This window comes from Rhizobium sp. T1470, assembly GCF_042140505.1.
Lineage (GTDB): Bacteria > Pseudomonadota > Alphaproteobacteria > Rhizobiales > Rhizobiaceae > Rhizobium > Rhizobium favelukesii.
On sequence record NZ_CP148092.1, the window covers coordinates 368675 to 381564 of the forward strand.

Here is a 12890-nt window from a genome sequence, read left to right on the forward strand (position 1 = left end):
TCGGAATGTCGGCGGCAGCGCAAGTACCGGAAAGGAGCCTACAGACGAGCTTGGCTATCCCAGTGGCGCATTGGATGTCGCCACGTCGAACGTCTGGCTACACTGGGCAGTCATCAAAACTGCCCGAGGATGGCGGCAAAGTCCTTGCTGAATGCTCGACTAATAGCCCCGTACAACCTAAGCTCCTCCGCAGGTCGTGCTCTCCCTACATGTCAATGACATCTTTTATGTCGTAGGGCAGCTCTTGCGTGAGGGCGGCTTTTAAGGTCGGTTCAAGATCGGCTGAATACTTAAAAGGACATTCCATCGTTTCGCGTGGCAGCTGGGAGTTAGTTGATGAGTAATCAGGACAACCCATTATCACCAGGATTTGTTGAACGCAGGCGCCACCCGCGTGTGGCCAAAGAAGCCCTGGGTGTCGAGGAGGGCAAAGAAGGAACCCTCACTCCGTTGCGATTTGAAACGTCGTCGCTTCCAGCTTTTCGGCAGTTTCCCACGTGGAGGGAACACATGGCAGCGCTGATGGATTGTCGGTTGCCGGACCATGCTGACCCAGAAAGTGGGTTTCTCGCGGAACAAGCGATCTGGAATTTGGGCGGGGTATTGCTCCTGCAGCAAACAACCCCGGCATTCAGCTTCGTCCGCTCACCCGAAATGGTGCGCCTCAGTCCGATCGATCATTGGTACATTACATTTCTTCGAACGGGATGCAGTTGGGTAGAAGCGGATGGTCATGTAGCCGAAAACAAACCGGGTATGATGTCTATTCGTTCGCTTGGTCGTCCATTTCGTGGACGAAAACAAGCAACCACGACCGTCAGCTTGATAATGCCTGCCGATCTATTTGCCAATCACGGCGGACTGCCGGCTGCGTGCAACAACGTCATCTTGGGAGGACATCGGGTCAAGCTGCTTCTGGATTATATTTCCAGCGTGGAAACAAATCTCACACATTTCACGGAGGGCGATTTGCCGACCGTGAAGGATCGTATGCGAGACATGGTGTTCGATGCAGTGACTCCTTTGGTGGACCGTGATCAAGGCCACGATCATATTTCGCAAATTGGATTGATGACGCGGGCCAGGCGCTTTATCCTCGGGAATATATCTTCTCCCGATCTGACTATCGAAGGTATTTGCAAAGAGCTCGCGATCTCACGAACGCGTCTCTACGAACTGTTTGAGGCGTCCGGTGGCGTCGCAAATTATATCCGCCGCCGCCGTCTCCTCGCAGCTCACGCCATGCTCGCGGATCCCGCGGATAATCGTAAAGTCGCTGAAATTGGTTTGACAATTGGTTTCGATTCCGCTGCGAATTTCAGCCGCGCGTTCACACAACACTTTGGATACAGCCCGAGCAACATATTCAAGCGAAATGCCCCCGGCGATCAAGCCTTGCGTGGGATGAAGGATAATATGAAATCGGACGTGACTTTCGATGGCTTGCTACGGACGCTAGCGCTCGTCTGAAGTGCCCCAATTTTGTTCACCAAGGGCTTGTCGGGTTGGCTCGTCTCAAAGACGGACATGAGGGCTGGACGTCTGATTGTCCTTGCCGGTCCACAGGTACATTCGCCCTTATCGCAGGATCCGGCGCTCGCCGCGCGTGTTGATGGCGAAATGCCGGTCGCAGTCTTCGGGCGTCACATGCCGGGTTCATCATGCGCTCCGGGACGCTGCTCGTGGAAGCTCGCGCAAAATTCTGATGAGGTGAAGCACTGTTCCGCTTGCCGCCATCAGCAGGACAACCACCCATGGCGGGGTCTTCCACACGACCAGCAGGTTGAGGCCGATCAGTGCAAGCGCGAAGTCGTAGGGGTTCAGGATGGCGCTGGTCCAAACCGGGCCGTAGAGAACCGCCCCGAGAATTCCGACGACGGCGGCGTTGGCGCCGCGCATCGCAGCCTGGGGCATGGGGTCGTTTCCGGAAAGCTGTCCCAGAACGGCAAGGAACCGACGAGTAGCAAGAATCCGGGCAGAAAAATCGCAACGAGGCACATTGCTGCTCCAAGCACGCCATTGGGTGGCGGACCAGCAGCGTCGTGACGCGGGTGACCGCTTCTTCGAACATGCGGCGACTGCCGGTCGTGTGGATATTGCCTTACGATCAGTCCACTTTGCTCGAAGCCGCGAGTAAATTCTGCCGAACAACGAAATAGAGCCGGCAGAAAGGAATGTTATGCGGGAGAACACCTAATCTGTTTCAAGAGGCGAAGCAGGCCCTTCAAGCTACTGCCGGAGAGATGAACAATGGCCGAAAACACTCCTGATCTAACTTTGGCAGAGCGCCAGATCGTCGATGTCAAGCATCCGCCGATCGACTAGCTCGGCGGCGCCTGCTGCGTCATCAGCAAGACCATCGTCTGTCAGGAAGCAGAGGCAGGTGTCCTCGACTGCGTGCCTGCCGTTCTCGGTTGCGAACGCAGGGTCATTTGAGACGTCGAATCCGATGAAACGAACCTTCAGGCCCAGGCCCCTGGTGAAGACTCGGTCCGACGCGACGGTCCTTGGAGCTTGTGTCTTAAAACACGAAGGCTTGCATCACATAGGTCGGAGACGCACCGGTGTCGGTGATGATGCGGTCGAGTTCGCCGTCACTCATGTCGGCCAGTATTCCGGTTCTGACGAGTACGCTGTCCAACCGGGCAGACGCCGCTCCGAGGATGTCGTGCTCGACGCTATCGCCTATGCAGACGACGCGTCTCCTGTCCTCAACGCCGGCAAGCCTAAGCGCGTGATCGTAGATTTCAGGATAGGGCTTTCCGATCCAGACCACTTTTCCGCCCATCGCTTCATAGAGCATGGCAATGCTGCCAGCACCCGGCGCAACGGAACCCTCGTGGAGTTTGTGGATATCAGGATTGGTGCAGTAGCACGGCACATTGTTTTCGGCAGCCGGCCTCAACATCTCGCGGTAGTCGTGCATGGAAATGCGCTCGGCCTCGCTGCCTGAGATGATGACGATGTCTGCTTCCTTCCCGCTACGTATGGAGGTTAGTCCCAATCGATCGGCGAGGTTGGTATCCCCACCGCTTGAGATCGTCAGCGCTCGCGATCCCTGGTAGATGGCGACACCGGGACGTGACAGAATCTCAAATGCAACGTCACCCGATGTCACGAAGAAGTCGAAGCTTTCCGGCGCGAAGCCGAGCTTCACCAGCCGTTCGGCGTTGTACTCGCCGCTCCGCCCTGAATTTGAGAGGATCACGATCCTCTTGCCCGCGTGGCTCAGTTGCCGAAGGGCATCGACCGCGCCCTGATACGGCCCGATGTCGTCTCGAAGGACGCCGAACTGATCGACGAAGAACACGTCATACTCAGCGCTCAATCGCGACGCCATGTTCACTGTGACAGGTCTAGGCATCTTCCTGCTCCAGCGCGGCAATAACCAGAGATGCCGTGCCGACGGCGGCCTCCAGCGATTTGGCCGTCAAAGGCTCGACGCCGAGGGCGCGCGACCGCATTAACGTCCAGGCCGGATTGCGTGCGCCGCCCCCGACAGTTCTCAAGGTCTTGAGAGGCATGGCGCCCAGTTCCTCGAGGCGTCGGTAGCCAAGACGTTCTATCTCGGTCATCCCCTCCAGAATGGCTTGGAAGAATTGCGCGTCATCGGCAGGCCGCGGATCTAGCCGAGGTTGATAATCAGGATCGTTGAAAGGAAACCGTTCGCCCGGCCGTAGAAGGGGATAGTAGTTGAGACCGAGCGGCTGCTCGGGGTTGGTCCGGGCGGTCAATTCGCCGAGCTTGCTATCGCCGATCAAGGCTCGAACCACGTTGCCACCGCTGTTGGAAGCGCCTCCGAGCAGCCAAAACTTGCCCACCCGATGGGAATAGACGCCGAATTCCGGGGCGTTGATCGGGCGGGCGGAGGCGAGTTTCAGCACGATCGTCGAGCCGAGCGCCGTTACCGCGTCGCCAATCTCCGATGCTCCCGTCGCGAGGAATGACGCACATCCGTCCGTCGTGCCGGCATGGAAAAACGCCGATTTCGGAAGGCCGAGGTCACGCAAATAGCCTGCGACCGGTGCGACTTTCTTGCCGGCGCGCACGACCTTGGGCAGTGCGCCCACATCCATCCCGGCGCGCTCGATCCACTCAGTCCAACGCTCCGAGGCGAGATCATAGCCTGTTTTCAGAGCATTGTTCTCGTCGCTGATGCGCGCCGGGCAACCTAGCATCATCAAGATCCAATCAGCCTGGTGAACGGCGGTAACGGCGTCTTGCCCCCGGGACAGGTAGATGGCCCGTGCAAGCCCCGAATTGGCGCCGACCGCAGTACTGCCCGCAGGAGCATGGCGAGCGATCCGGCTGGCGATCTCAGACTCGGGGCAGGGCTCGTTGTACATCAGCACCGAGCCCGTCGGACGGTCGCGGCTGTCGAGTGCTAGCACGGTGCCGGACGTGCCATCGACGGCAACGCCTCTGACAGCTGTCAGGTCGACCTTGGAGTTGAGGTTTTCGACGGCCTGGCGCACACGTGTCCACCACGCGTCGGGCTGCCGAGTCTCGGCAGGGCTTTCAAATGGCGCAGCCGCGAAGCCTATTGGGTTTCCATGCCGGTCGACGGCGCTCGCCCGCGCACCCGACGTGCCGATGTCGATGCCAAGCGCATATGCCTGCTCAGAACCGGTGTTCACGCCGAGTGCCTCGTTGACTGTCGGTCGAGTGCCTGGCGGTATTGTTCCGCTTCCCAATGTGTCAGTTCGTATTCATCGGCATCAGAGAGATAGGCGATCTTCTCGCCATCAGGAATTCGGCCGACGACCTCTGCAAGGCAGCGGGCCATGACCTCGCCTCCGGCCGTCAGCGTATTCGACAACAGGATGCCTTTGCCAGGAACGATTACCAGCTTGGGCAGCTCGCGTCCCTCCCTGGCGCAGGCCGCTTCCAGATCGGTGGCGTTCTGTCCGGGCGTGAGCGTACCGATCTCGATTCCGAGGAAGATCACATGGTCGGGATAAAGCGAGCCGCCAAGGGCGAGCGCCTGGTTGATCCCCGGTAGCGCAATCGCATGGCTTTCGAGATCTTTTGCGGCATGAAAGGTTGATCCTTTTGCCGCAGTGGCCAGGGCGTCGAGATCGGGTGCAGCGGTTGCACGCGGTTCTGAACGAAGGGCCTCGGTGACGCGATCAATCCGTTCGGCGACTTCGCTTACCGTGTCGCCGCAAACGATGATGCCGTGGTTGAAGAGGATCAGGATATCGGGCCTTGCTGACGCGGCTTTTCCAATCTCTCGAGCCAGAGGGGTGCCGGGGCGCCTGTAAGGTATAGAGGCCCATTTCAGGTCGGGAACAGCTGCCATCCGTGCCGCCAGCACCTCGTCGCGCCGGTCCAGCACCGCAAGCGCAATTGCGTTCACGCAGTGGTAGTGGGCGACAACCGGGCTCTGCAGCGCGGCATGGAAACTTGTCTCGATCGACGGCCGCAGGCCGCTCGAGTTCAGTTCGTCAACGACGAAATCGATCGACTTTTCGGCCCTGGCGTCGCCTTCCCGCAGTGCCGTGACCAGCGGATCCACAAGAACGGGAACCATGATGTCCTGTTCGCCGGCCTTCGCAAGCCAGGTTCCCGAGGCCTTCACCCACATGACGCCGTCATGCTTGATCGAGGTATTGCCGCCGGCGCCCTGGGTTTTCTGTATGTCGTTGCCGATCCCGCTTGAGAGGTGGAGGAAATCCCCGAACAGGTCGGTTTTCCGCAAGTCCGGGATTGTCATCTGGTTCTCCTCCTAATGCGCATTTGCTCAACCGTGCTGGATATGCTGAGCAAACTTTGGCGCGATCCTATAAACGTGATCGAAGATCGTCAACTGTGAAGATTTTCAGTCTAATCTATTGCGACAGTTACGTCAGTGTGATTATAGTTCGTCATAGCGCTTGAGGAGAAGCGCGAATGGAGGCACTTCTTGAACGATTCCGATCGCCATCGCCTGATCACCGAGATGCTGCTCGAAACGCCTTTCGCATCGGTGCGCGATCTGCAGGAGCGCCTTGGCGTGTCTCCGGCTACCATTCGGCGTGATATCGACAAGCTTCACGAGATCGGCAAGGCGCGGAAAGTCTATGGCGGCATTTCCGCAAATGATGTCTCTGCGACCGGGCGTCTCTCCGCGCGGCCCTACGATGAAAATCGCGACATTGCGGTGGACGCAAAGCGTGCAATCGCGGAGAAGGCGGCCGGCCTTGTCCGGGACGGGGACTCCATAATCGTCCACGCCGGCTCCACCTGCTATCAGCTCGGGCAGCAGCTTGCTCGGCGCAACGTCCGCATCTACACCAATTCTATGCCGCTCGCTGCCTATCTCGGGGAGCACGGAACGTGTCACCTGACGCTCGCCGGCGGTGAACTTTATCGCGAGCCGGGCATAATTCACGACCCTTCCGCTGGCGCGCCGGATTTCTTTGCGTCTCGCTTCTTTCTCGGCACGCAAGGCATCAGTGCCGAAGGACTGTTGGAATCGCATCCGCTCCTGACCAAGGCAATTGGCGAGCTCAGCACCTGCGCTGACGAGATCGTCCTTTTGGCCGACAGCCGGAAGTTTTCGATCCAGCCGCGTAACATCGTTCTGCCGCTTTCCAGGATCGGGACGATCGTCACCGACGATAGCCTGTCCGACTCTGGCGCAAAGATGCTCGAGGATGCCGGCATAACCATCCTGATTGCTGCGATCGGAGTGCCGTCATGACCGGGCAGGCAGCAGTAGCGGTCTTTGACCTCGGCAAGACGAACTCGAAACTGTTCGTCCTCGGTCACGATGGCTCGATACTTTGGGACGCTCGCAGCAAGCCAAGCTGGGTCGATCATGATGGAATTCGGGTTCTTGACGATCAGGCGCTCTTCGCGTGGATGAAGGACGTATTGAAGACGGCTGTTGAAGATCATGGGGCACGGCACGTGACCTTTTCCGGACATGGCTGCACCTTCGCATTGACTAAGGGTGACAGCCTTGTCCATCCGATCCTCGACTACGAGCAGGAGCCGCCCCGCGAGGTCACCGATCGCATCGACATGCTGGTTCCGACCTTCAGCGAGACCTATTCGCCTCGCCTTCCACTCGGGTTCAATTATGGTCGGCACATTCTCTGGGTCGAGGCGACGAGGCCTGGGCTTCTGGCTCAGGCAGATGCCATCTTGTCCTATCCTCAATTCTGGTCCTGGACGTTCTCAGGCCGGAAGGTGTCGGAAGTTTCTTACATTGGTTGCCATTCCCATCTCTGGGCGCCTCTGATCGGAGATTTCAGTAGTCTGGTCGACAACAGGGGTTGGCGGGAGAAAATGCCGGCCTTTGCGAAGGCGGGCGACGAGCTCGGCACATTTCCGGTTGAGACGAAATCCGGTGAGGCTGTTCCGGTCGCGGTTCATAACGGAGTCCACGACAGCAACGCGGCCCTCTATTTCTATCGCTCGGTCGGGTTCGATGATTTCACGCTGGTGTCCACGGGGACCTGGGTTGTGATCTTCAACTCCACTTGCCCTCTTGAGGCGCTGGATGAACACCGCGACATGCTCGCCAATGTGACTGTCGATGGTAGGCCCGCGCCGACCATTCGCTTCATGGGTGGTCGGGAATACGAGATCGCGAGCGGTGGCTGGAACAAGCCCGTCAGCCTGGAAGCCTTGTTGCGCGTGATTGCCAAGGGCGCGTTCGCATTGCCCTCATTTGCCCCCGGTGGGCCAATGCAAGGGTTCGATGGTCGCTTTGTCGGGCCTGTTGTCGGTGGCGAAGAGAGGGCGGCTGCTGCTCTTCTCTATGTCGTGCTGATGACCGACCTCTCGCTTGACCTCATACGCTCAAGCAACCCCATCGTTATCGACGGCGGCCTCGTCAAGACCGGTTTGTTTGCACAGTTGCTTGCCCAATTGCGTCCGGCCCAGCCGATATTCACGAGCACGACTGCCGAAGGAAGCGCTTTCGGAGCCGCCGCGCTCGTTTTCGATGAACTCGGCCAGCATCCGTTCGCCAACGAGACGGTTGAGGCTGCCTCGCTCGGTGTCGAGGGCCTTGATGCCTACCGGCGCGGCTGGAGCGGCTTCTTGGAAATCAAAGACGCGTCCGCGATGCAGCCAGAAAAGGAGCTCCACGCATGAGTGCGGCAGCGCCAAGGGCGAATGCGCCCGTTCTTGAAATGAAGAACATCAGCAAGACGTTTGGCAACACGAGAGCTCTGACCAACTTGTCGCTGACAGCCTACCCAGGCGAGGTTCACGCCCTGATGGGTGAGAACGGTGCTGGAAAGTCCACGCTGATGAAGGTGCTGTCAGGCGCCTATACGGCTGATCCAGGCGGCACTGTTGCGGTTGATGGTCAGCCGATCGTCTCTGGCGATCCCATTCGCGCAAAGGCAAATGGTATTGCGGTCATCTATCAGGAACTGTCTCTCGCGCCGAACCTGACGGTTGCCCAGAATATGTTTCTCGGTGCGGAGCCCGCTCGCTTCGGGGTGATCGACAAGTCGGCAGCGCGCGAGCGCGCCGAACCGATCCTCAAGCAACTCGGCATTGAGTTCGGCCCGTCACAGCTTGTCGCGGCCCTGTCTCTCGGCGAGCGTCAGATGGTGGAAATCGCGCGCGCGCTGACGACCAACGCGAAGATCATCGTCATGGACGAGCCGACGACCTCCCTCACGTCGAGAGAGACCGAGCGCCTGTTCGACGTCATTGCCGGCCTCAAGGCCCGCGGTATCGCCATCATCTATATCAGTCACCGTATGGAAGAGGTCTATGCACTCGCCGATCGTGTCAGCGTTCTGCGCGACAGCGCTTATGTCGGAACGCTGGAGCGCGCCGAGCTTTCGGCCGAAAAACTCGTCTCTATGATGGTCGGTCGCGACCTGTCGTCTTTCTACAAGAAGGAGCACCGCGCGCCGCAGCAGGCCGCTCGGACGATATTGTCCGTCCGCGATATCGGAGACGGCCGACGCGTCCACGGATGTTCCTTCGATGCAAAAGCCGGGGAAGTCCTCGGGATCGCCGGTCTCGTTGGTTCCGGCCGAACCGAGCTCGCCCGCCTGATTTTCGGGGCCGACAGAAAGATCTCGGGAACCGTGCTGCTCGAAGGCCGCGAATTGACGATCGGCGGCCCGCGCGATGCCATGGATGCCGGTATTGCCTATCTTACCGAAGACCGGAAGGGTCTGGGGCTGTTCTTGGACATGACGATCAACGAAAACATCAACATCGGTGTGATCGGCAAGGACGCGGCGAAGGGTGGCATTCTGAATTTCGCGGCGGCTCGCGAACGCGCGGCAAAGGCGATCTCCTCACTTTCCATCCGAACGCTGAGTGCCAGCATCAATGTTGGAGCGCTGTCGGGTGGAAATCAGCAGAAGGCATTGATCGCGCGCCTACTGGAAACCAAGCCGAAGGCCATCATCTTCGACGAACCGACGCGCGGCGTCGACGTCGGCGCGAAGTCCGAGATCTACCGGATCATTGACGAACTTGCGCAGACCGGCATCGCGATTGTCGTCATTTCCAGCGACCTTCCCGAAATCATCGGGATTGCCGATCGCGTTCTTGTCATGCGCGAGGGCCACATCGCAGGCGAGGTGTCGTCGACGCCCGAGCAACCAATCCGCCAGGAAGCCATCATGGCGTTCTCGACCGGCTCTGCGCCGAAAGTCGCCTGAGTTCGCCCATTCAAAAAGACGGGACAAGAAGCATGACCGCGACATCAACCGAACAGCTGAACGCCAGCAAGGCCAGGTTCCGATCAACGCTGACGGCGCTTGGCATGCTTCCAGTCCTGGTCATTTTGGCAATCGGATTCCATCTTCTCAGCGGACGCTTTCTAAGCGTCAACAATCTGTCCATCGTCATGCAGCAGGCATCGATCAATACGGTGCTTGCCGCTGGCATGACCTTTGTCATCCTTACCGGCGGGATTGATCTTTCCGTGGGTTCGATCCTGGCGGCATCCGCCATGGTCGGCGTCATCGTTTCACTTTGGCCCGATATCGGCATGCTCGGGATTCCGGCTGCGATCGCCGTTGGCCTTGCCTGTGGCGTTATCAACGGGACGATCATTTCGGCTCTGAAGCTGCCGCCGTTCATCGTGACTCTCGGCTCGCTGACTGCCATGCGCGGCATTGCGCGGTTGATCGGAAACGACACGACCGTGTTCAATCCCGATCTGCCCTTCGATTTCATAGGAAACGGAAGCTTCCTCGGCGTGCCATGGCTTGCCATCATCGCGCTTGCGACGATCCTGATCTCCGGGTTCATCCTCAAGCGAACCGTCCTCGGTACCTGGATCTATGCGGTTGGCGGCAACGTCGAGGCCGCGCGCCTGACAGGCATCAAGGTGCCGCTCGTCCTGCTGTTCGTCTATTCGATGTCTGGTCTTCTTGCCGGTCTTGGCGGGGTTATGTCGGCAGCGCGGCTTTACGCGGCCAATGGTCTTCAGCTTGGCCAGGCATACGAACTCGATGCGATTGCAGCTGTCATTCTTGGCGGTACCAGCTTCGTCGGCGGCGTCGGCTCGATCTGGGGCACGCTCATTGGTGCCCTGATCATCGCCGTCTTGTCGAACGGTCTCATCCTCGTCGGTGTCTCGGACATCTGGCAGTACATCATCAAGGGACTTGTCATCATCGTGGCCGTGGCGCTCGACCGCTATCGGCTGAAGGGGCTTAGCCGCACGTAAGGTGCGGCTGATGGGACCGGGGGTTACCGGATAACAAGGCGCAGGAGGCGCCCAATGGAGGAAAGAATGCGCATGATTTCGAAACTGCTCGCCGCCAGCGCGCTGGCTGCATCGATCGCAATGCCGGCGGCTGCAAAGGACCTCGAAAAGATCGGCATTTCCGTCGGCCTTCTCGGCAACCCCTTCTTCGTCGCCACCATCAAGGGCATCGAGGACCGCGCCAAGGAAATCAATCCGAACGTTCAGGTAACCTCGGTTTCCGCGGACTATGACCTCAACAAGCAGGTATCGCAGATCGACAGCTTCATCGCTGCCGGTGTCGACATTATCATGCTGAACGCAGTCGACGCCAAGGCGATCGCTCCAGCCGTCAAGAAGGCACAGGCTGCCGGTGTTATCGTTGCCGCATTCGACGTTTCCGCACCGGGTGCCGACGTCACCGTCATGACTAACAACGTGAAGGCCGGCGAGGAAGCCTGCCAGTACATCGTTGATCAGCTGAAGGGCAAGGGCAACGTGATCATCATCAACGGACCGGCATCGTCGTCGATCATCGACCGCGTTCAGGGATGCAAGAATGTTCTCGGCAAGAGCCCTGATATCAAGATCCTCTCGGACGATCAGAACGGCCAGGGCTCGCGCGACGGCGGCCTTGCGGTCATGCAGGGGCTTCTAACCCGCTTCGACAAGATTGACGCGATCTTCGCGATCAACGACCCGACCGGTATCGGCGCTGAACTGGCGGCAAAGCAGTTGAACCGTAACGAGTTCATCATCACTGCCGTCGATGGCGCCCCTGATATCGAAAAGTCTCTCGCCAGCGGCAAGTCGATGATCAAGGCCTCGGCCTCCCAGGACCCCTACGTCATGGCAGGTGACTCGCTCAAGATGGCTGTCGACGTGCTGAACGGCAAGAAGCCTGCCGAAAACACCGTTCTGTTGGATCCGAAGCTGATCACGGCCGACAACATCAAGGACTACAAGGGCTGGACTGCAGCTCGCTAAGGTCTCCTCCCGCGCGGCCCGCCGATGCCTCTGTGCTCGGCGGGTCGTGATCTCAAGCAATCAGGAATACGGTCTTATGTCCAAAATCGGCGTCCACTCCTTCGTCTGGAGCGCCGGCTCCTCGAAAGACGAGCTGGCGAGAACTCTTGAACGCTCCCGCGAGCTTGGCTTCAAGCTTGTCGAATTCTCGTATCTCGATCCAAAACAGGTCGACGTGAAATGGCTCGCCTCGCGTATCGAACAACTCGACCTGGATGTCGCGATCAGCATGGGGCTGCCGGCGGAAGGGGATATCTCCAGTGACGATGCATCCGTCGTCGCCAACGGTGTCGATATTCTCGACCGTGCGGTTGCCCTCGTCAGGGACCTCGGCGGATCGAAGCTTGCAGGTATCCTGAGTTCCGCACATGGGAAGCAGGAGAACGCGCTGACCAAAAAGGCCTGGGACACAAGCGTAAGGACGCTGTCGAAAGTCGCGGAACGTGCGAAGTCGGCTGGCGTTACCTTGAACCTGGAGATCGTCAATCGCTTCGAGAGCAACATGCTCAATACCGCCGCCCAGGGTCTTGCCTACATCAAGGACACAGGCGCCTCGAACGTCTTTCTTCACCTCGACACATTCCACATGAACATCGAGGAGGCCGACGTGGGTCTGGCGATTCGCAATGCTGCGGACAAGATCGGCTACGTTCACATCGGTGAAAGCCACCGTGGCTACCTCGGTACGGGGAACATCGATTTTGTCGCGATCTTTGACGCCCTCATATCAATTGGATGGGATGACTTTGTCACATTTGAGTCATTCTCCACCACAATCGTCGACAAGGACCTGTCGTTAAAAACGGCGATCTGGAGGAACCTCTGGAGCGACAATGTTGCACTTGCCGAGCATGCGCGGCGGTTCATGGAGCTCGGGTTGGAGACGGCGCGTCTAAAAGCGCAGCTCGTAACCAACGCTCACTTGCCAATGGTGTAAACGGCTTTCCTTCGGCAACGGGGAATAGCGGAGGAAGCAGCGCGCACTCCGGAGTGGGACGCGGCACGTTGAATGCTGGCCAAATCCATTGTCATTGAAATCTATGCGGCTTGCTCTGAATCCGCGCTTGGGAGATGGACGGTCGTCTCGTTAATTAAGCGCACTTATCTAGGCTTGATGCTTATTTAAAGGCGCTCGCTCCAACTGACCGGACTAATTTTCCGACACATGATCGGTTTGAAGGTCATTTGAAATATCACCTTT

Annotated in this window: 10 protein-coding genes and 1 pseudogene; 7 read left to right on the forward strand and 4 right to left on the reverse strand. The window is 58.7% G+C overall.

Annotation, left to right across the window (positions count from 1 at the left end; all coding sequences use genetic code 11):
• The first annotated feature begins 336 nt into the window (after positions 1-336).
• The gene (locus WGT02_RS22825; RefSeq protein WP_029710275.1) at positions 337-1470 is read left to right on the forward strand and encodes a helix-turn-helix domain-containing protein; all 1134 of its coding nucleotides are present in this window, start codon (positions 337-339) and stop codon (positions 1468-1470) included.
• A 189-nt stretch (positions 1471-1659) separates the two neighbouring features.
• On the opposite strand, the pseudogene WGT02_RS22830 reads toward WGT02_RS22825, so the two are convergent.
• The 4 genes and pseudogenes from WGT02_RS22830 to WGT02_RS22845 form a co-directional block, all read right to left on the reverse strand.
• Positions 1660-2033 (reverse strand): annotated as a pseudogene (locus WGT02_RS22830) (chromate transporter); the annotation flags it as partial.
• Between the two features lie 488 nt (positions 2034-2521).
• The gene (locus tag WGT02_RS22835) at positions 2522-3364 is read right to left on the reverse strand and encodes a TIGR01459 family HAD-type hydrolase (RefSeq protein WP_024317149.1); all 843 of its coding nucleotides are present in this window, start codon (positions 3362-3364) and stop codon (positions 2522-2524) included.
• Positions 3357-4637 carry an FGGY-family carbohydrate kinase gene (locus tag WGT02_RS22840; RefSeq protein ID WP_208246922.1) on the reverse strand — a complete coding sequence of 427 codons (1281 nt, stop codon included), beginning with the start codon at positions 4635-4637 and terminating at the stop codon, positions 3357-3359. Before WGT02_RS22840 ends, WGT02_RS22835 begins: the two co-directional genes overlap by 8 nt.
• The gene (locus WGT02_RS22845; RefSeq protein WP_208246924.1) at positions 4634-5716 is read right to left on the reverse strand and encodes a class II aldolase/adducin family protein; all 1083 of its coding nucleotides are present in this window, start codon (positions 5714-5716) and stop codon (positions 4634-4636) included. The genes WGT02_RS22840 and WGT02_RS22845 overlap by 4 nt, the downstream gene beginning before the upstream one ends.
• 189 nt (positions 5717-5905) lie before the next feature.
• Between WGT02_RS22845 and WGT02_RS22850 the strand changes: the two genes are divergently transcribed.
• The 6 genes from WGT02_RS22850 to WGT02_RS22875 all read left to right on the forward strand — a co-directional run bounded on the left by WGT02_RS22850 (position 5906) and on the right by WGT02_RS22875 (position 12626).
• Complete coding sequence (locus tag WGT02_RS22850; protein ID WP_024317146.1) at positions 5906-6685, forward strand: DeoR/GlpR family DNA-binding transcription regulator; 780 nt, start codon at positions 5906-5908, stop codon at positions 6683-6685.
• Positions 6682-8088 carry an FGGY-family carbohydrate kinase gene (locus WGT02_RS22855; RefSeq protein WP_024317145.1) on the forward strand — a complete coding sequence of 469 codons (1407 nt, stop codon included), beginning with the start codon at positions 6682-6684 and terminating at the stop codon, positions 8086-8088. The genes WGT02_RS22850 and WGT02_RS22855 overlap by 4 nt, the downstream gene beginning before the upstream one ends.
• Entirely contained in the window at positions 8085-9629 is a 1545-nt protein-coding gene (locus WGT02_RS22860) for a sugar ABC transporter ATP-binding protein (protein WP_208246926.1), read from the forward strand. The genes WGT02_RS22855 and WGT02_RS22860 overlap by 4 nt, the downstream gene beginning before the upstream one ends.
• A 32-nt stretch (positions 9630-9661) precedes the next feature.
• On the forward strand, positions 9662-10645 hold the full coding sequence (locus WGT02_RS22865; protein ID WP_024317143.1) for a ribose ABC transporter permease: 984 nt from the start codon (positions 9662-9664) through the stop codon (positions 10643-10645).
• Positions 10646-10711: 66 nt separating this feature from the next.
• Positions 10712-11650 carry an ABC transporter substrate-binding protein gene (locus WGT02_RS22870; protein ID WP_024317142.1) on the forward strand — a complete coding sequence of 313 codons (939 nt, stop codon included), beginning with the start codon at positions 10712-10714 and terminating at the stop codon, positions 11648-11650.
• 76 nt (positions 11651-11726) lie between these two features.
• Entirely contained in the window at positions 11727-12626 is a 900-nt protein-coding gene (locus WGT02_RS22875) for a sugar phosphate isomerase/epimerase (protein ID WP_024317141.1), read from the forward strand.
• Positions 12627-12890: the final 264 nt, after the last annotated feature.